Origin of the sequence: Porphyromonas crevioricanis (genome assembly GCF_900167225.1) — a bacterium.
In the GTDB taxonomy this organism is placed as follows: Bacteria; Bacteroidota; Bacteroidia; order Bacteroidales; family Porphyromonadaceae; genus Porphyromonas; species Porphyromonas crevioricanis.
In genome coordinates this window covers 22,911-46,611 of record NZ_FUXH01000003.1, presented here as the reverse complement: position 1 = coordinate 46,611, position 23,701 = coordinate 22,911, and the positions used below count along the sequence as shown (strand labels likewise).

Genomic DNA, 23,701 nt, shown 5'->3' with positions numbered 1-23,701 from the left:
ATGATAGAGTACAACATCGATGAGCAGTATATGCGGCTTGCCTTGGAGGAAGCCGATATGGCCCTTCGGGAAGAAGAAGTCCCGATTGGAGCCATTGTCGTGTGCAATGGTAAAGTAATTGGTCGGGCACACAATCGAGTGGAGGCTTTGAAAGATGTGACAGCCCATGCCGAGATGTTGGCTATCACTTCAGCGAGTGAATACCTTGGTAGCAAATATCTTACAAATTGCATCCTGTATGTAACTGTCGAACCTTGCCCCATGTGTGCTGCGGCTATTGGATGGGCAAGGGTCGGGAAGTTGGTTTATGGAGCGACAGAGGATAAGTTTGGGTATAATCGGATTGGACGAGCCCCACTGTTGCATAAGACTTGTCAAGTCCAAAGTGGTATTTTGGCCCAGGACTGTGCCGCCCTGATGCAAGGTTTTTTTCGTAAACATCGCTGATGTGAATTATCCAACCCTACTTCGACATTTATACACATCATTTAGTATAACACAGCAAGCAGGAAAGCCGTGAAGCAGTTTATACAACTTATCAAGCGATTTGTACCGGCATACAAATGGTATGTGCTTTGGAGTGTTATCTCCAATATTCTGGCAGCAGTGTTGAGCCTGTTGTCTTTTTCTCTGATTATGCCGATACTTAAGATCCTTTTTCGCATAGAGGCAGAGGTAACAACTTTGCAGCAAGTACCGGAGTTCAGTCCTTTGTCTTTGGCTTGGTGGAGAGAATGGACAGCTGCGCTCTCACACAACTTCTCTTATTATGTGAGCGAATTGATACGAACCGAAGGAGCCTCTTCTACACTTGTCTTCTTGGCTATCGGTTTAGTACTCATGACGGGGCTGAAAGTAGGTGTCTCCTACATGGCTCTCTATGCGGTGATTCCTCTTCGTACAGGCGTTGTGCGCGATATTCGAGATCAGATCAATGACAAAATTACTCAGCTTGATCTTTCTTTCTTTTCGGAGGAGCGAAAGGGAGATATATTGGCTCGTATTTCAGGAGATGTGAGTGAGATAGAGAGTTCTGTAATCAGTTCCATTGATGCTTTACTCAAAAATCCAATACTCATCATCATATATCTTATTGCTATGCTCGCTATTAGTTGGCAGTTGACTTGCTTTGTCTTTGTCTTATTGCCAATTGCAGGCTTTGTGATGGGGCGTGTGGGGAAGAGCCTCAAGCGAAAAAGTTACGAAGGACAAGAGCGTTGGGGGCAGCTCATGAGTATGGTGGAGGAGACTCTGAGCGGTTTGCGGATTGTGAAAGCTTTCAATGCGGAATCACTAATTCGAGAAAGATTTCGCAAGGCTAATAATGCTTACCGTTCACTTCTGATACGGGTGTATAGCCGTCAGCAGTTGGCGCATCCGATGAGCGAGTTTTTAGGGACGGCTACCATAGCCGTTGTGCTGTGGTACGGAGGGTCGCTCATCTTGGCAGATCGTTCTGAAATAGACGCAGCAGTATTCATCTATTATTTGGTTATTTTTTATTCACTCATCAATCCTGCAAAAGACTTGAGTCGTTCGGCTTATACAGTGCAGAAGGGGATGGCTTCTCTCGATCGTATAGACAAAATTTTATTGGCAAAAACAGAAATCACAGAACCAGAATGTCCGGTAAAACCCATATTCACACAATCGATCTCTTATCGTGATGTGTGGTTTAGATATTCTGTTGAGGGAGATTGGGTGCTACGAGGTATTAACTTGGAGATACCCAAAGGAAAGACTGTTGCATTGGTGGGTCAAAGTGGCTCGGGCAAAAGTACTTTGGTTGATCTATTGCCTCGTTTTTATGATGTCGAGAAGGGGAGTATCTGCATAGATGATACTGATATTCGTAAGTTTGAGCTCCACGACTTGAGGGAGCTGATGGGGAATGTAAATCAAGAGGCAATTCTTTTCAACGATTCCGTAAAGGCCAATATCTCTTTTGGGCAGACAAGTGCGAACCTGCGGGATATAGAAGAGGCAGCACGGATAGCCAATGTACAAGAGTTTGTAGAAAAGATGCCGGAAAGGTACGACAGCAATATTGGCGATCGAGGCTCTAAACTCTCGGGAGGGCAAAGACAAAGACTAAGTATTGCCAGAGCCGTGCTCAAAAATCCTCCGATACTAATTTTAGACGAGGCGACCTCTGCTTTGGATTCGAGTTCAGAACTGGTTGTACAGGGAGCCTTGGAGAAGCTTATGAATGGTCGTACCGCCATTGTAATTGCCCACAGACTCTCCACTGTACAGCGAGCTGACATCATTTGCGCCCTGCGTGACGGACAAATTGTGGAGCAAGGCACACACCGAGATTTGATGGCTCTTAATGGCTACTATGCCGGATTGTATAAGATGCAGTTTCGAGAAAAAGAAGCATAGGTAGACCTCCTGAAGAACAATAGAAGGGATAAATAGAAAAGCTAATTTCATCGGATAACTACAGCATGGAACCTTTGCTCTCCTTTTTTCGGGCCTGCTTTAGGCCAATCAACGAAAGTCACAGGGCTTTGGCATCCATAGAGATTGCCTGTCTTTTTTATATCCTTGTGACTTCGATACTCATCTTTTGTTCTTTTGATCAGCTGCCCAAGGCTAAGTTTATGCTCATTAACAGGGGTGAAATCATTCTGGGGATGAGCTTTTTATACCTTGTTTATCGGCGTACCCGATCCAAACTGGCTTGGATGATGCGTATCTTTTTTCAACTGCTATTACTTTCTTTCTGGTACCCGGAGACCTATGAGTTCCACATTCTTTTCGGTAATTATGACCATATTTTTGCTGAGATAGAGCAGTTCCTTTTCCATTCTCAGCCGGCACTCTATCTTCATGAGCTCCTTCCTCAATGGTGGTTCAGCGAGATTATTCACTTCTCCTACTTCTTTTATTTTGCTCTTTTCGTGGGGGTTACCCTTTTCTATACAGCGGTAGACTATCCCAATGCAGACAGAGTCGCATTCGTCATAATAGCCTCTTTCTTCATTTACTATCTGGTGTATATATTCTTGCCTGTAGCTGGTCCACAATACTACTTCCCTGCCATTGGATTGGAGCAAGTAAATGATGGTGTTTTTCCTTCTGTGGGTAATTACTTTGCCACACACCCGGAATTATTGCCAGGGCCTGGGCACAAAGAGGGTATATTCTACCGATTGGTGAGTATGTCTCAACATGTTGGAGAACGGCCAACAGCCGCTTTCCCTTCTAGTCATGTGGGTATTACAACCATTGTGATGATTTTCTTTTATCGTGCTAAAGGAGGACGGAAGCTCTTTTGGGCCTTTTTGCCTATATACATATGTCTTTGTATTGCCACTGTATACATTCAGGCACATTATCTAATAGATGTAATAGCCGGGGTACTGAGTGGAATAGGTCTGTGGCTCCTTATCAATTGGATTTACAACAAGATTTTTTCTCCACGTGTGCGCACGAGGAAAGTCGTGAATAAAGGCAATATTCGATAACCCAGTTTCAGACAAGCACAAACTATGAGTAATACAGAAATTGTCTCTCGGACATCCCAATATGTTGTGGGTGTAGATATTGGTGGTACTACTACTACGATAGGCTTGGTGGATCGAGACGGTCATATTCTGCAGACAGAACAACTGGCGACAAATAGCTATCAGCATGCAGAGACTTATATTCAAGATTTGTCGAATGTCATCCACAGAGTTATAGATGCCAATGTCGATCGGACAGCCATTCGTGGTATAGGTATCGGAGCCCCCAACGCCAATTACTTTACAGGCAAGATTCATAAGGCCTCTAATTTGCCATGGCTTAATGGTATTCCTCTTTCGGTTGCTACCCGTAAGTTGACTGATATACCTGTGGTGCTCAATAATGATGCCAATGCTGCGACTATTGGAGAAATGATCTATGGAGCGGCTCGAGGAATGAAGGATTTTATCCTCATCACCCTCGGTACAGGTGTTGGGAGTGGTATTGTTTCTAATGGCGAATTAGTCTATGGCAAAGAGGCTTTGGCGGGAGAGCTGGGGCATGTGATTGTGCGTCCGGGGGGACGTCCTTGTGCTTGCGGTCGTAGGGGCTGCCTTGAAGCCTATGTCTCAGCCTCGGCTGTGGCCATGTCTGCAAGGGAATATTTACAGAGTTCTCGCTACAAGGAGAGAAGCCTTCTGTCTCTACAACAGACTAGCCAGCTGACGGCCAAGGATGTCTACGAAGCTGCAATGAAAGGAGATGAGTTAGGAAACCGTGTTTTTGAGGAAGCAGGTACCATATTGGGGGAAGCACTTGCCAACTTTGTTGCCTACTCTAATCCTGAAGCGATAATCCTTTTCGGAGGACTGACTAAAGCTGGAGAATTGCTCTTTGCTCCCATGCGCAAGGCGATGCAGGATAATCTGCTGCATATATATGAGGATGGGGTGCAGCTCCTGTGCTCTTCTCTTCCTGAGAATGAAGCTGCAATCCTTGGAGCAGCAGCAATGGGCTGGCAAGCTCAATAAGATAGCGTTACCGAAACGAGATTGCAGGACGAGAATTATATACTACCTTTGTGCCCGAAATCCTGTGTAGGGTAGGATAAGTAGATCGAATGGGTCTCACCTTACGGGGCAAAACTTACAGAATAACAAGCAAAGATGTACGTTATCGTAGAAATGCAAGGACAGCAGTTTAAGGTAGAGCAGGGACGTCGTCTCTTTGTTCATCACATCAAAGGTGTTGAATTGGGAGCCGAAGTTGAGTTTGACAAGGTGCTGTTGGTAGACAATGACGGAGCTGTGAAGGTGGGTACTCCTCTGATTGAGGGCGCCAAGGTGGTATGTGAAGTCCTTTCTCCTCTTGTGAAGGGAGACAAGGTGTTGGTATTCCACAAAAAGCGTAGAAAAGGCTACCGTAAGCTGAATGGTCACCGTCAGCAATTTACCGAAGTGAGAGTGAAAGAAGTCGTAGCATAACTTTAACCACAAAGAAACGAACAGACAATGGCACACAAAAAAGGTGTAGGTAGTTCTAAGAACGGCCGTGAATCAGAAAGCAAACGCCTCGGTGTAAAACTATTCGGTGGCGAGTTTGCAAAGGCAGGTAATATCCTCGTTCGTCAGCGTGGTACACAGCATCACCCGGGTGTAAATGTAGGTATGGGTAAAGATCATACTCTTTATGCCTTGGTGGATGGAGTTGTGGTATTTACACGCAAGAAAAACAACCGCTCATATGTCTCTGTGAAAGCGGAGGCATAAGCAGAGAGCGACTCATATCTCATTAGAAGAAAAGCGAACCTCCGAGGCTCATACTCCTCCGGATGTTCGCTTTTGTCTTTTGTCATAGTTCGATGATTGGCTGTGACGAATATGTAATTTGCAAGTAAAAATATCAGTGTAATATGCTAACCTTGAAGCAAATAAGCGAGCAGCCCGAAGAAGTAATCAGACGTTTGGCTATCAAACGATTTGATGCCCAAAAACAGATTAGTACAGTCTTGCAGCTCGATGAGAAAAGGAAGAGTATCCAAAGGAAGGTAGATGATTCTCTGCAGCTGCAGAAGAAGAAAGCTGCAGAGATCGGTCTTTTGATTAAACAAGGGAACAAGCAAGCTGCCGAGGACGCCAAATCTATCGTGGCGACACTCAAAGCCGAATGTAAAGAGAATGAGCAGGAGCTGGTACATATAGAGACGCAGATAACAGATATCTTGCTCACAATACCTAACTTACCCTGTGATCTGGTACCCGAAGGAACTTCAGCTGAAGATAATCTTTGTGTGGCAACGGGAGGCCAAATGCCGGATCTTTCCAAGAAAAAGTTACCACATTGGGAGCTTTGCAAAGAATATGACCTTATCGATTTTGAATTGGGAGTCAAAATAACAGGAGCTGGTTTCCCTGTTTACAAAGGAAAAGGAGCACGGTTGCAACGTGCCTTGATCAATTTTTTCCTCGACCGGGCACGCGAAGCAGGCTTCTTGGAGGTACAACCTCCATTGGCAGTTAATGAGGCTTCGGGCTATGGTACAGGACAATTGCCAGACAAAGAGGGGCAGATGTATCATGTCGGGATTGATAATTTGTACTTGATTCCGACAGCAGAAGTGCCTGTGACTAATATCTACCGGGATGTCATACTCAAGGAGAGTGATTTACCTATTCGCAATACGGCTTACTCGGCTTGTTTTCGTCGTGAGGCAGGTTCTTATGGTAAGGATGTGAGAGGGCTTAACCGTCTGCATCAGTTCGATAAGGTAGAGATCGTTTGTATTGAGCATCCGGAGCGTTCTTATCTGCGTCTTGATGAAATGGTAGCCTATGTGCAGACCTTGGTGGAGGCTCTTGAGTTACCTTGGCGTATTCTGCGATTATGTGGTGGAGATATGAGTTTTACATCCGCCCTGACCTATGACTTTGAGGTCTATTCTGCTGCTCAAGATCGCTGGTTAGAAGTTAGCTCTGTATCGAACTTCGAAAGCTATCAGGCCAATCGCTTAAAGTGTCGCTACAAGGATGAGGCAAACAAGCGTACCGTACTGTGTCATACATTGAATGGATCGGCTCTTGCGCTTCCTCGTATTGTTGCAGCATTGCTTGAGAACAACCAGACTCCGGAAGGAATTGTGATTCCTCAAGTCCTCAGACCCTACACCGGATTTGATATAATAGATTGATCGGAGTAATTAAGTCCAACAAAAGGAGAGGGATGCATAACTTTTCCTCCCTTTATCCGGTTATAGTAGCGTAGTTTATAATCACATAACAGAAAACAATAATCATATGAGCAAAGAGCATGTACGCTGCCTTATTATAGGTTCCGGTCCGGCCGGATATACGGCAGCCATTTACGCTTCAAGAGCAAATCTCAACCCTGTGCTTTACGAAGGAATTCAGCCCGGAGGGCAGTTGACAACTACCACTGAGGTAGAAAACTTTCCCGGCTATCCCGAAGGAACTCAGGGAACGGAGTTGATGGAAGATTTGCGCAAGCAGGCTGCTCGCTTTGGGGCCGATCTCAGAACCGGGATTGTGACATCTACCGATCTATCCAAAGCTCCGTATTCGCTTACAATAGATGGAGAAAAGGAAATAGAGTGCGATACGCTCATCATAGCCACTGGAGCTTCGGCAAAATATTTGGGGTTACCAGATGAGGCCAAATATGCCGGTATGGGTGTTTCTGCCTGTGCAACTTGCGATGGCTTCTTCTATCGTAAGAAGAAAGTAGCAGTGGTAGGTGGTGGTGATACAGCTTGCGAAGAAGCCCTCTACCTGTCTTCCCTCGCTGAACATGTATACTTGATTGTTCGCAAACCTTTCTTGAGAGCATCCAAAGTGATGCAGGAAAGAGTGATGAACAAAGAAAATATCACAGTTCTGTTCGAGCATAATACTGTTGGCTTATTTGGTGAAAATGGAGTGGAAGGCGCTCATCTCGTAAAGCGTAAAGGTGAAGCGGATGAACAGATGGTTGATATCAATATTGATGGATTCTTCCTTGCTATCGGACACACTCCTAATGTGAGTGTATTCAAAGACTATATAGAGCTTGACGAACAAGGCTACATCAAAACTTTGGGTGCTACTCCCCGAACCAATATTCCAGGGGTTTTTGCTGCGGGAGATGTGGCTGACCCTCTTTACAGGCAGGCTATCACAGCTGCTGGGTCGGGATGTAAAGCCGCTATCGAGGCCGAGCGCTATTTGGGAGAGCATGGTTTGTAATACTCTATTTTTGCTTTGGTAAGATAAAAAAGGAACAAACCATCCTTCCCTATCAGCGGAGGGAATAAAAAACTTCGGAGAAGAAATCCTTACAAGGATTTCTTCTCCGAAGTTTTTTCATGCCACTGCACAATACAGCATTTGCTGCATTGTTATCGACATTCGGATTTTTAGGATGCATACTCGATACTTCATTTTCTCTTAAATCTCAATAGTTTTATTCTGCAAAGTCCAACTAAAAAACTATTTCAAGAGCCTTTTGGAGGGGTTACGAAGTAATCCCTTTTGCTGAATAAGTTTCCATCATAGTATTCCAATCGTGCGACTAATCAAATAGCCTTGATTAGTCTTTGTAAAGTCTGCTTTAGTGTTTTTGGAGGATAACAGGATGAAGAAAGAGGGAGGAAGAAGGAAAGAGAGGAAGAAGGGAGAGCGAAAAAGGCTGTCTCAAGTTGATGAGACAGCCCTTCCCAAAGTATATCAGACCGACAAAAATTCTTGCCGGAGAGATTCTCTATAAAAGCTCAATCGGCGACATCCCAGTGAGATTCACGATTCAATACGTCCAACAGGCAGCGTGCCGGATTGGTTGCACGAACCTCTTCGATTTGCTTAGTCACCGATTCGTCATAAGTAGGAGCTTCTACATCTCGTATTACTCCGAGAGCAATTGGCAACTCCTCACCATTCATCATGGCTAACATCATATGTAGCGTGTTGGAAGGCTCGTGAGCGTCGTGTACCAACACATCATCCATAGTATAGCCATCTTGTCCCATGGTCACGGATTTGAGCTTTAGACCATCAAGAACAATCCCTTTGTTCTTGTCTTTTCCGTAGATCATTTTCTCACCATGTTTCAGTAAGATTGTTCTGTCGTCTCTTACATCTTTGTCGGTGATGGTCTTGTGGATTCCATTGTTGAAGATGACGCAGTTTACCAAGACCTCTGTAACAGCTGCTCCCTTATGCTTGGCAGAAGCTACCATGCAGTCCTGAAGATTGCGCATATCCACATCTATGCCTCGAGCAAAGAAGTTACCTCTGGCTCCCATGGCCAACTCTGCCGGAATAAAAGGATCTTCCACAGTGCCGTAGGGTGAGCTTTTTGAAACAAAGCCTCTGGCCGATGTCGGAGAGTACTGTCCCTTGGTCAAACCATAGATACGGTTGTTGAAGAGGACAATATTGATATCTATATTCCTACGGATGGCATGTATAAAATGGTTACCTCCGATTGCCAAACTATCTCCGTCTCCCGTGGTGAGCCAAACACTCAACTCGGGATTTGCAGTCTTAACACCGGTGGCGATAGCTGCACCACGACCATGAATTGTATGGAATCCGTACGTATTCATGTAGTATGGCAGACGAGAAGAACAGCCAATACCCGAAATTACGGCGGTATTATGCGGGGCAATGCCAACCTCAGCCATTGCTTTGTGCAGAGTCGCTAATACGGCATGGTCGCCACAGCCGGGACACCAGCGCACGAGCTGCTCATTTTTGAAATTCTTTGCTTCGTACACAGGGCAAGCAGTATGATTTGTATTCTCTTGCATGGCTTTATTCATTTATCATCTTAGAAAACTCCTCCACTAAGCGAGCCACAATGAAGGGCTGGCCTTTCACTCTGTTGAATTGCATTGGGTTGAAGCCGGGCACCTTAGAACGCAGATACATGGCAAACTGACCCAAATTCTGTTCAGCTACGACAACTTTCTTATACTTGAGCAGTACCTCTGCTGCATTGCGAGGCAGGGGGTTGATGAAGTTGAAGTGAGCCAAGGCAACTTTCTTGCCATTAAGACGCATCTCTTCCATGGCGGCATAGAGGTGACCATATGTACCTCCCCAGCCTACGATGAGCAGATCGGCATCCTCAACATCTCCCAGTACCTCCAATTCAGGGATTTTGTTAGATATGTAATCCACCTTAGCCTGACGGGTGCGTACCATAAGTTGGTGGTTCATTGGATGCGTGCTGATGGCACTTGTATCAAAGTCTTTTTCCAATCCACCCAAACGATGCTGGTAACCGTCTTGTCCTGGGATAGCCCAATAGCGAACCTGCGATTCAGAATCACGGCGATAAGCTTTCCAAGGCCGATCTTCCTTATAGTTAGACACGTAATTAGGTTCGATAGAGGGTAGGGAGCTCATGTCCGGTATACGCCATGCTGTAGAGCCGTTTGCTACAAAAGAGTCCGTCAGCAATATGACCGGAGTCATGTGTTCTACAGCCAGCTTAGCAGCCCAGAAGGCTGCTTCAAAACATTGTGCAGGAGTGGAAGCCGCAACTACAGGCAGAGGGCTCTCTCCATTGCGACCGTACAGGGCTTGTAGCAAGTCGGTTTGCTCACTCTTGGTGGGCAAACCAGTGGAAGGTCCTCCGCGCATCACATCCACAATCACCAATGGGAGTTCGGCCATGACAGCCAAACCTATAGCCTCACTCTTGAGAGCCAAACCGGGACCGGAAGTTGTGGTTACTGCCAAATTTCCTGCGAAAGAGGCTCCGACAGCCGTACAAATACCGGCAATCTCGTCTTCGGCTTGAACCGTTTTTACCCCAAGAGCCTTGTGCTTAGCCAACTCATGGAGAATATCTGTAGCGGGGGTGATAGGGTAGGATCCTAAAAAGAGGTTCAGTCCAGCTCGTTCGGAAGCTGCTATCAAACCATAGGATGTAGCCTTGTTCCCATTGACATCGAGGTATCTACCAGCTTGTTGTTTTTTCCCTTCGATGCGATAGGTCGATACAGAGGCATGTGTGTTGGCTCCATAATTGAAACCATCTGTAAGAGCCTTAATGTTGGCTTTACGGATATCGTCCTTTTTCTTGAATTTGTTGTTGAGATACTCAAAAGCATGATCCATTGGACGATTGAACAACCAACAAACCAGACCCAAGGCAAACATATTCTTGCATCGCAGGGCCGATTTATTATCCAAGCCAAACTCTGCAAGTCCCTCCTTAACCATTGACGAAATAGGAGCAGAGATTACTTGCTGTGTATTCAGCCCGATTTCTTCAAAAGGCTCATCTGTCTTGTATTCAGCCTTTTCCAGGTCTTTAGAAGTAAAGGAGTCGCTATCTATAATAATGATAGAGCGTTCCTTGAGGTGATTCCTATTAACCTTGAGAGCTGCGGGATTCATTGCCACGAGCACATCGGCCAAGTCTCCGGGAGTCATTACCTGGTTGGTACCGATCTGCACCTGAAAGCCAGATACCCCTCCAAGTGAACCCTGAGGAGCTCGTATCTCGGCTGGAAAATCGGGGAAGGTCGAGATGGTATTCCCCAAAACGGCAGAGAGATCGGAGAAGATTGTTCCAGTGAGCTGCATCCCATCACCGGAGTCTCCGCTGAAGCGAACCACCACATAGGGGAGATCCTTCACTTCTACTTTCTTCGTCATTACTATTTGTGTTGTTTTAGATTGTAATTGTCGCTTGCTTACATGACTCCCCGATTCTCTACCTGTTCCGCGTCATTCCTCAAAACAGGGACGGAATACAAGGAGGTTTTCTACATAACCACTCAGAGGGCTTTCTCGTTCGATAGGTTGTAGAGAAGTAATAATATATCGCAAAGAGCAGGGATTATCCGAGCTGGATAGCAATGAAACAAAAAAGCCCGACAGCGGTATGTAGACAAAGGTACGTTTTCACAAGAAAAACGAACCCAAGATCAACAACAACTATCAGGATAGATAGATTTTTTGCTCAAAATCCGATGTGTAAGACTCGGTACACCCAACCCAAAGTCCATTAGCTTAAAAATATAGAGAGGGGGTGGAGCTTATCTCTCATCACCCCTCTCTTCTCGTTTAGGATTAAATCTATAGTCTGAGCGAAACTGTTTTTAGTACTCCCAGATATCTTGATCAGTAGGCACCTTGATTCGAGCGGAAATCGGTGCTATACGTGTGATATTCAGCAAATGCTTGTATGTGAAGTTCTCAGAGATACTGTTGTTACCCCAAGATCCGCAGCCCAATGTGTTGGTTACGGCCAAACCGTTCTGGATAGAACCTCCGGCAGTAGTTGCACAAGGAGCATTCACGATGACACGGCTTACAGAGATTTCACTACCAGCCTTGATGATATTGGCTTGGTTATTGGAGTGAATACCGGCTGTGTGACCATTCCCTTCGAGGAAGAGGTTGGTTTTTGCGATCTTGAGAGCCTCTTCGAAGTTGCTGTAAGGGAAAGCTCCCATTACCGGACACATCTTCTCTTTGCTCACCATATCGTCCTTACCATATCCGTGGCTTTCAACAACCAACACACGTGTATCTTCGGGGCATGTGATGCCTGCCTTTTTCGCGATCACCTGCACTCCCTTACCTACGATGTCGCGAGCGATAGAGCCGTTTTCGAAAATAGCGTTGATCACTTTGTCTCTATCTTCTTCCGGTACGAAGTAAGCTCCATGAGCACGGAATGCACGGAACACCTCTTCTTTGTCATCTTTATGATAGATGAAAGACTGCTCTCCTGAGCAAATGATACCATTGTCGAAAGAACGACCAGTGATAACTTTCTCTGCAGCGTCATCGAAATCGATGAAACGGTCGAGGATAACCTGTACGTTACCGGCTCCCACACCGAATGAAGGCTTACCAGAAGAGTACGCAGAGTGTACCATGGCCATACCACCAGTAGCTACTACTACGTCGGCCAAGGACATCAGTTCTTGAGTTTTCTCAATGCTCGGCTCACGGATTACCTGTACCATACCTTCGGGTACACCAAAAGGAGCTATTGCCTCAAGTATTAAATCAATGGCGTGGGCCGAACAACGCTTCGACTTTGGGTGTGGTGCGATGATTATCGCGTTGCGTGTTTTCAGGGCAAAGATAATCTTGCTCATAGGTGTAACGATCGGATTTGTCATCGGCGTTATACCGGCAACCACGCCTATTGGTTTGGCTATTTCTATCATCCCTGTACGCTCATCTATAGAGAGAACGCCCATGGATTTTTTGTCTCTAAGGTTGTACCATACTCCCTTAGATTTGTTTCTGTTTTTGGCGACCTTGTGCTCGTAAACACCCATCTGAGTTTCGTCTACGGCTTCACGAGCCAAGAGCTCGGCATTGTCATAAATTGTTTTGGCGGCAGCGCGTACTACCAAGTCTACAGCTTGCTGATCGAAGCGAGCTTGATAAAGTTGTTGGGCCTTACGTGCGGCCTCAATCATTTCACGAATTTCCATAATAGGATTTTTGTATTGGGTTTATCGATGATCAATGATAAAATCCAGACTTTTGTACCTGAGCTTGGCCGGTGCGAACTCTTACTCACACCGTTGCACCGGCGCAAGCATCGGGTAGCACATCTGTGTGGTTTTTTCAGATGCTTTGGAGAGGTTCACCAGGAACTCCTCCCCAGTCTTTCGTGGTTTGGGGAGCAAAGAGGTGGAGGTTTCCCTTCCCTCTTTGCTTTCTTTCCTATCTTATACGTATTTTTTACTTAAAACAGGCTGCGGTAAATTGCCTCTATCTCATCTACAGACAGCTCCACATAGTTGTTGTTGAGCAATCTTTGTTGAGTTTGCAAAACACTTTCGGCAAATCCTCGTACTTCTTCGTCCTTCATGCCATACTCACGAAGAGGTTTCTTGGCAATCAAACGACCTAGCAAGTCATCCATGCGCTCATACACAACCGAAGCCTCACAGCCTAATGCTGCAGCCAGTTTTTCGTTGAGCTCAACAATTGATCCTTGAGGTTTTTTGGCTTGATAGGCCTTGAACACAGTCGTAAAGAACTGGTAGTTGGATTCTCCGTGTGGCACATGGTAGTTACCTCCCAGAGGGTAAGAAAGAGCATGCACGGCTCCTACTCCGGCATTGCCAAATGCGATTCCGGCAATGTTGGCAGCCATGAGCATATCTCCCATTCTTTCATAGCGGTATTCTTCGCCTTTGGCAGCAACGCCCTTGAACACATCTAATATGGTATTCATGGCTGTAAGGCTGCACATACGAGTGTAAACGTTAGCCTTAGGAGATACATATGATTCCACAGCATGAATGAGGGCATCGATAGAGCTGGCGGCCCAGAACTTGAAAGGCAAACCGCGTAGCAATTCGGGAATGATCACAGCATGATCGGCCAATATGGCATCATCAGCCAAGCCCATCTTGGTATGACGGCTCTTGATCTCGGCGATGGAGATATTGGTTACTTCACTACCTGTACCAGAGGTTGTAGGAATGATTACCAATTCTTTCTCTTTCACCAGAGGAATTTTCTTGTCGAAAGCAGGGAGGACGTCTTCGCCCAAACCTTTCAGCACAAACAATTTGGATATGTCGATCACCGTACCACCGCCAACAGCGATTACACGGTCGAAGTCAGTACCCTTGGTATCCCGCAGGATGGCATTCATCATTTCGTCGTTTGGCTCACCCAAACCATACTTCTCCTGCATCACAAACTTGCATTTCAGACCGAGATTGGCCATGAAAGGTTCGTGGAGGAAAGCATTGGTAATAACCAAGTCACGCTCACCGAGATTGAACCCCTTGGCAAATTCGGCAAAATTGTCAAATTCGTGAATGACTGTACCTAACTTGAATAGTTGCATATCAATATGTGGTTTATATCATGAATCTAAAATCTGCATCAGGCCATCGGGAAACGTTTGGCAAACTCTGCTTCCAGATCCGAGCGGAACTGGGGATGAGCCACCGCAATGAGGGCTTTAGCTCTTTCTTTTAGTGATTTTCCTCGCAGATGTGCTATGCCGTATTCGGTAACCACGTAGTCTACATCACAGCGAGATGTCGTGACAGCAGAACCCGCAGCCAGAAGAGAAACGATGCGGGAAGTGGTCCCTTTTTTTGCCGTTGAAGGCATAGCCATAATGCTTACCCCATGATCGGCCATTGCTGCGCCACGTACGTAATCGACTTGACCTCCGGTACCGCTGAACTGTGTGAGACCGATGGTTTCACTGGCTACTTGCCCCATGAGGTCTACCTCAATACAGCTATTGATGCTGATAATCTTGTCGAGCTGCATGACAGTGGTCGGGTTGTTCACCCAATCTACAGGTGCAAGATCTACATCGGGATTGTGGTCTACAAAATCGTACAGGGCTTTTGTCCCCATCAAGAATGTAGCAGTGAGCTTTCCCTTGTGGATAGGCTTGACCTGGTTGGTAATCACACCATCCTTTACCAACTGCAATACCCCGTCGGAAAACATTTCTGTGTGAATACCCAAATCTTTCTTTTCGCCCAAAAAACCTAATACGGCATCGGGGATTGCCCCTATACCAAGCTGCAATGTGGCTCCATCGGGAATCAAGGAAGCGACATTGGCTCCGATAGCTTGCTCTACCTCTCCTATTTTGGGCAAAGGAATTTCGTAGAGAGGATAATCGGCCTCTACGATGTAATCTATCTGATCTACGTGTATAAAGTTGTCCCCTCCGACAAAAGGCATCTGCTTATTTACCTCTGCAATAACCATTTTGGCGCACTCGGCAGCCGGCTTGGTATAGTCGCAAGAAAGACCAAAGCTACAGTATCCTTCTTCATTAGGTTCGGAGACCTGTATTACCGCTACATCCACTGGCAACAGACCATTTCGGAAATAACGAGGAACATCATAGAAGAAGGCCGGGAAAAAGTCTGCTCTACCCTCGGCTACGGCCTGGCGAGTATTCCCTCCTACAAAGTTGGTCACATGAGTGATATGCCCCTGCATCTCAGGGGCTGTATATGGCGCATTGCCCAAGCAAAGCATGTGGTAAATGCGCACATTGGAATATTGCTGATAATTATCGGCTATAGCTTGTGAACAAAGCTGAGGCACGGCTGCAGCATGTCCCATAACTACCAAGCTGTCGTTAGGGATGTGTTTTACAGCCTCCAGGGCACTAACAACTTTCGATTGATACGAGTTCTTCATACTTTTCAATGCGTCTTACCCATCAGGCGTTTGGCTTCACTCAAAAGACTATCGCTTACCCCCCCGCCTAATACGACTCGGAGATTGGACTGAGGAAAAGAATTGGCAAAGGCTCCCCCTATCAAGGACTCCAACGTATCCAGGGCAGCGGGGCAAAAGCGACACGAACCTAAAAACTCCACAACTACCGTACCATCTGGGCGGATAGATTTTAGCTGAACGTCTCCGCTATGATTCATCAGAGATGGCCGGACATCACGGTCCAACACCTCCTTGATCTCCGATTCGGTCGGTAGTTTTCGGGTCATCGTCTTCTATCTTAAGAGTTTTTGAATATTATTACTTATCCAAAGAGGTATCAATGCGAGCAATCTCTCTTGCCATTTGTTTCTTGGCTTCCAAGTTGCCTTGACGAGAAATCATGATGCGTTGGGCTTGAGGAGAACCGGCTCCGTGCATAGACTCCGTACGGTAGCCGACAGCTGCAGTACCCAATGTCATATTCTCGATCAGTCGCAGGATACGCATTCTATTGGTTGTATCTTTTCCTACAGCTCCCTTGAGATACTTTTTCACCACTGGGCCAAGCTCCGGATCACGCAGGTCTTGCTCAGATGGCATGGTTACCATCAGACCTCCAGCGATATCTTCGGCCAGGCGAGCAATCTCATATGGCAGACGTGTAACATTCTGCTTACAAACATTCGCCAGAAGCAAGTCGATCAGATAGTTACCGGATGCAGTAGGTTTACCTTCGGAAGAACAAGCAATACCGCAAGCGTAGAGTGTTTCATTCAGATGTATCATCTCTATCAACTTGTCCTTGATGTGAGATACTTTAGGCACACCGTTGTATTCGGCGGCCAAAGCAGCAGCTCCAATGAGCACGTCTCCCACACCCACTTTGCAGCCTCCGTAGCTTTGACGATGATAGCCGGCAAATCGTTCTACCATCATACCTGCATATTGGTATTCCTTACACATGAAGACGCGTTCGTTGGGTACAAACACATTGTCGAATACTACCAAAGCTTCGTGTCCTCCGAATGTGGGGTTACCGAGGTCTATTTCGGCTCCGGCTTCTGTCTTACGAGTGTCACAGCTCTGGCGACCATAGATCATAAACAGACCTTCCGTGTCACCGGGAACGGCAAATGAAACAGCATAATCCTTGTCACCTTCTTTCATGGCAACAGTAGGCATGATCAAGTGCTCATGAGAATTGACAGCTCCAGTCTGGTGAGCCTTGGCTCCACGTACGACAATACCGTCTTCGCGCACTTCCACGATATGCAGATACATATCCGGGTCTTCCTGTTGAGAAGGAGATAGGCCACGGTCCCCTTTGGGGTCAGTCATTGCCCCGTCTACTACGAGGTCGTTGTCCTGAACATATTTGAGATATTCTACGAAACGAGCGTGGTAGCTTGTTCCAAGCTCCTGATCCATTTCATATGTAGTAGAGTAGATTGCATTGAAAGCATCCATCCCTACGCAGCGTTGGAAGCAAGAAGCAGTCTTCTGACCGAGCAGACGCTGCATCTTTACCTTATTCTTGAGGTCTTCGGTAGACTGATGCAAGTGACAAAAGCGATTGATACGCTTGCCAGTAAGATTGGAAATGGCGGTCATCACCTCTTGATATTCAGGCTTCTCAGCCAACTCATAGGTCATGGCCACAGAGTTGAGTGAAGGACGAATCATGGGGTGATCAACAGGGTTCTCAATGCGCTCTCCCATGAAATACACCTTCAGGTTGAGTTTGCGCATGCTCTCAATGTACTCTTGACTTGTCATCATAATAGCACTGTTTTTTGTTGATTCGTATTACAAAGTGATTTAGATCGTTCGATCGAGACCGGGTGACAAGGACAATCTACCTGTGAGGAAAAATGATTCTTCCTCAAAAGGGATAGAGTTTCGGACAGCCATTAACCTTGTCCTCAAACTCTCTATAGGCTGCGACATCCCACAGCGCATTATGCCCCAAACGGCCATAACGCAACTGCGACTTGTATCCAAGCGCATAGACTACTCTTGTCTTGTATTGACTAAAAAAACATCACTCTCGTTACCCTTCACCCCGAGTTGCTGAGAGCTGCTTGCCTTGGCAGGTTTTCTGACTTGTTCGAGATAGCAACGGCCTTCCCTCCTTCCTTGAAAGCGGAGCCTGGGATAAAAACACCCGGGGCGCGGAAGTGGCCGGTGAGATTGCTGCTTCTTGTTTTTCGAACTTACAGCTGAGGGGACAGTCCCGGACTTTCACCGGATTCCCTATTACAACGCAACAGTGGTTACCGCTACGCTCACCAAAGCGACACAAAGGTATGTATTATATTCAAAAGACCAAACCTTCTCCCTCAAAGCAGGAAAAAGTCTCATATCAAGAAGACTTGCTTTGTTCTCAATCCAGAATCTTTCCATAAATCAATCACAATAGGGACGAAAGAGCTCGTGTTTATACACCTATTATATAATAGGTAGAGTTGCACAATCATGAGGCTGTCGTGTTGTTAATACCTTCTTTATATCATGCATAAGTTTTCCACTTCGTTTTTCGGACTTGTCCGGAACCTATGATATATTTCCTTGAGTGTTTCTTTGTGCTTTTTTCTGTGTTTTATTGTGTTCTGTTTGCGGTGCATTTTCTGCTCGGATCGGGGGCTTTTTATTGGGTTTTTCCGATCTTTTTTTGATGCTGATGGGAGCCGATTTTGATTAACACGGGAGAGAATGAAAATTCTCTCCTGAGAAAAAAATTGCTCTCTCCTGTGTTAGCAAAAATTCTCTCCTGAGAGAATTTTGACCCCTTTAGAATGCCCTGTTCATCGGTGTTTTGATAGACCTATACAAGACGTATAAAAAGGGGTATATCTGTTAGTCTGCAACAGTCTCTTTTCTTTTCTTTTTTGTCGTTTTGTCTGCGACTGTATTTTTACAAAATGTGTTAGTTTTAGCGAAGAGAAATACCCCTCTGGGAATTCGTTTGAGACCTATCGTGTGTATCTTCAAAAAAGAAAGAGTACCGCCAAAATATATTTGACGGTACCCTCGTGTTGTTTGCTTATCTTTTTGCGATGGAGAAGAAAGCCCCCTCAATCACAACTGAATTTGTTTTTCCAAAGTCAGCTCACTGAACGACCAGTTTGTGAGACAACTTGCCGACTTGTAGCAAGTAGCTGCCTGGAGCAAATTGTGTGAGGTCGATACGTGCAGCTCCGTTGGCATCTGTCATGCTTCGGAGCAGTACCTGTCCATTTAGCTCCATCAGCAACAGTTCTGCATTCTTGTCGGCTCCGGAAATTTCCACATAGTCGTCTGCCGGATTGGGATAGAGTTGTATTCCTGTTTTCCTAACATCATTGATTCCCTCAGTCTTGGCAAACTCTGCAATGATTTCTGTATCTGTAGTGACTACAAACTTCATGCTCTGCATTATGTCTTCGCCATTGGCAGTCAGTTTTGAGAGCTTGATATTGTCTGCTTGAGGCTTGGCGAGTACCGTGAGTTCTGTACCTGTAGGAACTGATTTGAGCTGATCGTTTGTGTAGCCAGCAATTTCAATTTTCCCCAGAGCATTGCTGCGAAGTTTCACTTGATGTCCTTTTTGGACAAAAATTGCTTTCACAACAACATCCGACTTTACCACAAAAGATTTTTTGCGTGTAATATCTTCATTACCGGCTTTGATAGATTCCAATGTATAGCCTTTGCTTTTGTTTGGTTGGGCCTTTACGGAGAGAGTTGTTCCGTATGGCACCTCGTTAAGATTCTCGAAGCCTGTTATCTCCAAACTACCTTCTCCTTGGCAGATTCCACTGACTACAAATGTGTTTTGCGCCTGAGCTTGATTTAGATAAACAGCCGGATCGGTTTCGTATATGGCAAAGACTTCATATTTATCTTCCTCTTTGGCTGCGATGTCGGAAGTGTAGGTAAGTTCCTTTACTTCGGCCACAACTTCTCCATTTCGCCTTATCTGATAGCCTTTTATGATGGGTAGAACAGCCAGACCCTTGCTACCGGCAGCGACATCGGTAATGGGTTGCTGCAACTTTTTGCTGCTATTTGTAATGAGCAAACGAATAGCCATATAGTTTTTTCCGAAAGTTTTTACTTTGGAATGCTCCAATGAATAAAATCCTTTCCCCTTATCATTTGTGTCCGGATTCCAGAATAGGGCTGATTCACTTGTGGCATACTCATCTCGACTGCCTTCGGCATAAGCGATGCCTGCAGGAGTTGGCAGCTCATTGTCGGTAACAAAGCCTACAAAGAAGGTTCCCAGGGGATCAACAACGAAAGGTTCGGGAAGAATAATCGGTACCCATTGGCCGGGTTGCCAGTCATTAGGTACTCGTGTTTTGATGATAGTAGGCTTGTAGCCTTCTTCGTAGGCAGGGTCATAGGCTGATAGGTAGGCGTAGATATTCGTACCGGCCTTTGTTGGCAGCATGCTTACTTGGTTTACATATAGTTGGTTGTGATTCCCTACTGCACGGAACGGCATCCCCTTGAAAGGCCAGCTCTCACGATAAGTGAGTTGTGTTAGAGGCCAAGTGTCGTGAGTTCCCTGCGGTCTGTACTCTACGGGCAAGGGCTTAAACTCAATATCGTTTCCAGATCCTATTTTTGACCATTCAGCGCAGAGAATAGGCTTGTTCCAACTGAGATGTACTTTATCACCCTCTTTCGAGACTTTCACTCCTGCAACTTTTCTGTTTGCCAAGGTGTATGCAGCTACGATGGGAGACCAAGCTGTCTCTACAGGGCTGTCACCTTCTTTGTATAATGCCCTCACTTGGTAGTCCGTCATCCCATTGATCACATCATTTGCATTGAATTGATCTTCAAACTGGTAATATTCTGTGCCGTGTACGTGGGGAACTTTGATGTTCAGATTCTGGCCATTACGCTTGATTTGGTATTCCGCAACTGTCTTTTTATCCATGCCTACAGGGGCCGTCCAAATTACTTTCACCCTATTACCTTTGTTGTCAGACGGTATAGCCATTACTCTGGCGACAGGCTCGTAATACTGTTTGTTCTCTCGATAAGTGCCCTCCAGCATTTCTGTCTTACCATTCTCTTTGGGATCGAGGAATGTTGCCATTTGCACATCATTCCCTTCTTCTTTGAACCAATCCCAATGAGCATGTAATCGTCCATAGTAATCCTGCCGGGCCGGATTTTTACAAGGCTCACCTCCTCCGGTGAGTGTGCCGACAATCAACTTTTTCTCATTAAAGAGAGATGAGCCGGAAGATCCCCCTTCAGTACCTGTATTGAAAGTCACTTCAAAATGAGCCTTGGATGCACCATCGCCGAAGAAATCTCGGAAATAGGTAATGTTGGGTCTCTGAGAGAAGATAGAGATCTTCATGGCATCCGCCATTGGGTGATGCAGACTCACTCCTTTCGCAGGAGGAGTGCGTCTGCGATCCCAACCGTTATAGTAAACGCGGTAATCAAGCGGAATATCCTGATTGAGTTTCAATAGTAATCCATCGGAATGACCCACAGAAGGTAAATAGGCCACTTTGGAGCATCCCACCATACTTTTGCCATAAGATGTGGCCGAGGAGGCATTGGAGCAATCCGGCTTGACATAGTGGAATGTGAATATCCATTTGTTCAATGATTCTTGACTTACTGGGAAGTGTGAGCCGGATCCGGCACAGTGCGAAGCTGTAAGGATATAGGGTGTGAAGTCTTGGTTTGTATTGTTTACAAGAGCTCCCGAGCAAGAAGTCGTTGAACCATTGTCATACACGATAAAGATCTGTACAATTCCGGCTTTCTGATCTCTCCAGTCGTCTCCTTCGGGACAATTGGCATTTATCATGCAAGTGGGATACTCTGATGTGTCTTCCCCGGGGTTTACATCCATCATCTTGGCAACTTGTTCGCGGAAGATATGCACAAGGCCATCAACGATGATTTCGGGAGCATCACCTCTTTCATTAGACTCATACTCCAGTATGATATCTTCCCCACTCACGGGCATAGAGGCAAAAGATCCTCCTAGGGGGTTGCTCTCGTGGGTATAAGCCCCATGCAACACAGATTTGTCCGGGTTATAGACATACAATTTGGCTCCTTTCGGTATCAGGAAACGGCTGTAGGTAGGGTAGACAGCCTTGGCTTCTGGAGATTTCATTTTGAGACGATATACCAATGTCCCATCTTCCAGCCTGAACTGTTCAGCCTGACTGGCCATGTCAATATCTGTGCGCACACAGTCTCCGATCACGTAGGGGCGAGCGGAGATATTTTCCCCATCCCAGCTCCCTTGCTCGATAAGGTCTTCAATATTTTTATTTAGGGGAAGCAACCTTACTTGGGCTTCTCCGGAGTTGCTAAAGCCCGCCGAGGCTATTCTTTGCATTACAAAGCTTTTTGGAGTTCCACCCAGACTGACTTGGGCTTGGGTTTGCATCGGTACCATGCACAAACTGTACAAAAATATGATCCCGAGGTATAGCAAACTGATTGGTAATTTTTTCATTGGGACTAAAGAATTTGTATGAATGGTTGTTGTATTTGTCTTGTAGGATTACAGCAAAATGACGATTGGAAGGGAATGAATGTATTTGAAAGTGGGGCTTTTCTTCTTAACTCTCGATGGCAGCAACACCGGGCAAAGTTTTCCCTTCGATAGCTTCTAGAAGGGCCCCTCCACCGGTAGAAACATAACTCATGCGATTTGCCAGTCCAAATTTGTTTACGCAGGCAACGCTATCTCCTCCCCCAACCAAAGAGTAAGCTCCTGCTTGAGTTGCCTGTGCTATGGCCTCGGCTACAGCTTTGGAACCACCGGAGAAGTTGTCAAATTCAAATACTCCTGTCGGACCATTCCAAAGAATAGTCTTCGACTGAGCAATGACCTCTTTTATTCGTTCTGTTGTTTTCGGGCCTATGTCCATACCCTGCCAACCGTCTGGGATGTTATTGTTATCGGCATACCCCACATTGGCGTTGTTGTCAAAGGCATCGGCAATTTTGGCATCTTCCGACAGCACCAATGTTACGCCTTTTTGTTTGGCTTCCTCTACTATTTCCACGGCTAAATCCAACTTGTCATCTTCACAAATCGAATTACCTATTTTGCCTCCGAAAGCTTTGGAAAAAGTATAGGTCATCCCTCCGGTGAGAACCAGATAATCAACTTTGCCAAGCAGGTTTTCTATGATTTCGATTTTGCTGGAGACTTTGCTGCCTCCCATGATTGCGGTAAAAGGTCTTTCTATTTGATTTAGAATACGATCTACGGCTTGCACTTCTTTTTCCATGAGCAGGCCGAACATTTTGTGCTGAGCATCGAAGTATTGTGCCATTACAGCAGTAGAGGCATGCGCTCTGTGCGCTGTTCCGAAAGCATCATTGACATAACAATCAGCCAAGTCTGCCAGTTGTTTGGCAAAGAGGAGTTGTCGTTCTTTCAGTATTGCCTTGGCTTGTTTCTTTTCTTCTTCTGTTACTTCGGTAGACAGATTGCGAGGTTTGCCTTCTTCTTCCTCAAAGAAGCGCAAATTCTCCAGTAGCAGCACTTCTCCTTTTTTCAGACTATGAGCCATTTGTTTGGTGGCATCGCCAACGGCTGAGGCTGCAAATTTCACGTCTCGGCCCAGAAGCTCTTCCAAATGCGGACGAATGTGCTCAAGGGAGTATTTCTCTTCCACAGCTTTGGGGCGTCCCATATGCGAGGCGATAATGACGCGACCGTTGTCTTTCAGGATGCGGTTGAGGGTAGGGAGGGCGGCCCTCATACGAGTGTCATCTGTGATTCGGAATTTCTCGTCCAGAGGGACATTGAAGTCTACACGGACAAAAACGGTCTGATCTTCGAATGAATACGTGTCGATAATTGCTCTTGAAGTCATGTCTTAAGCTACTATAATTATTGTGTTGATGTTCTTTTGTCGAACTAAGAAGGGTTGTTTTCAGTTAGATTGCTTAGAGCAGCGAAGCTTTCTTAATTACATCGGGACGGAATCGCAGCTCAAATTTCAGTATTGCAAAGATAGCCCCTTCGATCAAACAACCTACCTTTGGGGCTAGTGTGTTACGATTATAAA

Annotated in this window: 17 protein-coding genes and 1 riboswitch; of the genes, 8 read left to right on the top strand and 9 right to left on the bottom strand. The window is 45.8% G+C overall.

The window, feature by feature from the left end; genetic code table 11:
* The 8 genes from B5D48_RS02370 to trxB all read left to right on the top strand — a co-directional run bounded on the left by B5D48_RS02370 (position 1) and on the right by trxB (position 7,691).
* Positions 1 to 447, top strand: coding sequence for a nucleoside deaminase (locus B5D48_RS02370; protein WP_023936343.1), 447 nt, complete (start codon positions 1 to 3; stop codon positions 445 to 447).
* A 69-nt stretch (positions 448 to 516) separates the two neighbouring features.
* A complete protein-coding gene (locus B5D48_RS02365) occupies positions 517 to 2,385 on the top strand; it encodes an ABC transporter ATP-binding protein (RefSeq protein ID WP_023936345.1) in 1,869 nt (622 codons plus the stop codon).
* Positions 2,386 to 2,450: 65 nt separating this feature from the next.
* Entirely contained in the window at positions 2,451 to 3,473 is a 1,023-nt protein-coding gene (locus tag B5D48_RS02360) for a phosphatase PAP2 family protein (RefSeq protein WP_023936347.1), read from the top strand.
* Between the two features lie 24 nt (positions 3,474 to 3,497).
* The gene (locus B5D48_RS02355; protein WP_023936349.1) at positions 3,498 to 4,484 is read left to right on the top strand and encodes an ROK family protein; all 987 of its coding nucleotides are present in this window, start codon (positions 3,498 to 3,500) and stop codon (positions 4,482 to 4,484) included.
* Positions 4,485 to 4,619: 135 nt separating this feature from the next.
* Positions 4,620 to 4,937 carry a 50S ribosomal protein L21 gene (gene rplU / locus B5D48_RS02350; RefSeq protein WP_023936350.1) on the top strand — a complete coding sequence of 106 codons (318 nt, stop codon included), beginning with the start codon at positions 4,620 to 4,622 and terminating at the stop codon, positions 4,935 to 4,937.
* A 27-nt stretch (positions 4,938 to 4,964) separates the two neighbouring features.
* Positions 4,965 to 5,222, top strand: coding sequence for a 50S ribosomal protein L27 (gene rpmA, locus B5D48_RS02345; RefSeq protein WP_023936351.1), 258 nt, complete (start codon positions 4,965 to 4,967; stop codon positions 5,220 to 5,222).
* A gap of 143 nt (positions 5,223 to 5,365) precedes the next feature.
* Positions 5,366 to 6,640, top strand: coding sequence for a serine--tRNA ligase (gene serS, locus B5D48_RS02340; protein WP_023936352.1), 1,275 nt, complete (start codon positions 5,366 to 5,368; stop codon positions 6,638 to 6,640).
* A gap of 106 nt (positions 6,641 to 6,746) precedes the next feature.
* Complete coding sequence (gene trxB, locus B5D48_RS02335; RefSeq protein ID WP_023936353.1) at positions 6,747 to 7,691, top strand: thioredoxin-disulfide reductase; 945 nt, start codon at positions 6,747 to 6,749, stop codon at positions 7,689 to 7,691.
* Positions 7,692 to 8,215: 524 nt separating this feature from the next.
* On the opposite strand, the gene B5D48_RS02330 is transcribed toward trxB, so the two are convergent.
* The 9 genes from B5D48_RS02330 to B5D48_RS02285 form a co-directional block, all read right to left on the bottom strand.
* Positions 8,216 to 9,253 (bottom strand): 2-oxoacid:ferredoxin oxidoreductase subunit beta, encoded by a 1,038-nt coding sequence (locus tag B5D48_RS02330; protein WP_042120178.1) that lies wholly within the window; start codon positions 9,251 to 9,253, stop codon positions 8,216 to 8,218.
* Positions 9,254 to 9,257: 4 nt separating this feature from the next.
* Entirely contained in the window at positions 9,258 to 11,114 is a 1,857-nt protein-coding gene (locus tag B5D48_RS02325) for a 2-oxoacid:acceptor oxidoreductase subunit alpha (RefSeq protein ID WP_023936516.1), read from the bottom strand.
* A 446-nt stretch (positions 11,115 to 11,560) separates the two neighbouring features.
* Positions 11,561 to 12,916, bottom strand: a complete 1,356-nt coding sequence (locus B5D48_RS02320; protein WP_023936513.1) for an aldehyde dehydrogenase family protein — start codon at positions 12,914 to 12,916, stop codon at positions 11,561 to 11,563.
* Positions 12,917 to 13,173: 257 nt separating this feature from the next.
* Positions 13,174 to 14,292 carry a 4-hydroxybutyrate dehydrogenase gene (locus B5D48_RS02315; protein ID WP_023936509.1) on the bottom strand — a complete coding sequence of 373 codons (1,119 nt, stop codon included), beginning with the start codon at positions 14,290 to 14,292 and terminating at the stop codon, positions 13,174 to 13,176.
* Positions 14,293 to 14,330: 38 nt separating this feature from the next.
* A complete protein-coding gene (locus B5D48_RS02310) occupies positions 14,331 to 15,623 on the bottom strand; it encodes an acetyl-CoA hydrolase/transferase family protein (RefSeq protein WP_036887937.1) in 1,293 nt (430 codons plus the stop codon).
* 5 nt (positions 15,624 to 15,628) lie between these two features.
* The gene (locus tag B5D48_RS02305) at positions 15,629 to 15,931 is read right to left on the bottom strand and encodes a NifU family protein (RefSeq protein WP_023936505.1); all 303 of its coding nucleotides are present in this window, start codon (positions 15,929 to 15,931) and stop codon (positions 15,629 to 15,631) included.
* A gap of 31 nt (positions 15,932 to 15,962) precedes the next feature.
* Positions 15,963 to 17,423 carry a 4-hydroxyphenylacetate 3-hydroxylase family protein gene (locus B5D48_RS02300; RefSeq protein ID WP_023936504.1) on the bottom strand — a complete coding sequence of 487 codons (1,461 nt, stop codon included), beginning with the start codon at positions 17,421 to 17,423 and terminating at the stop codon, positions 15,963 to 15,965.
* A 292-nt stretch (positions 17,424 to 17,715) separates the two neighbouring features.
* Positions 17,716 to 17,952, bottom strand: a riboswitch (cobalamin riboswitch).
* A gap of 801 nt (positions 17,953 to 18,753) precedes the next feature.
* Positions 18,754 to 22,131, bottom strand: a complete 3,378-nt coding sequence (locus B5D48_RS02290) for a T9SS type A sorting domain-containing protein (protein ID WP_042120175.1) — start codon at positions 22,129 to 22,131, stop codon at positions 18,754 to 18,756.
* Between the two features lie 106 nt (positions 22,132 to 22,237).
* A complete protein-coding gene (locus B5D48_RS02285) occupies positions 22,238 to 23,506 on the bottom strand; it encodes a phosphoglycerate kinase (protein ID WP_023936499.1) in 1,269 nt (422 codons plus the stop codon).
* Positions 23,507 to 23,701: the final 195 nt, after the last annotated feature.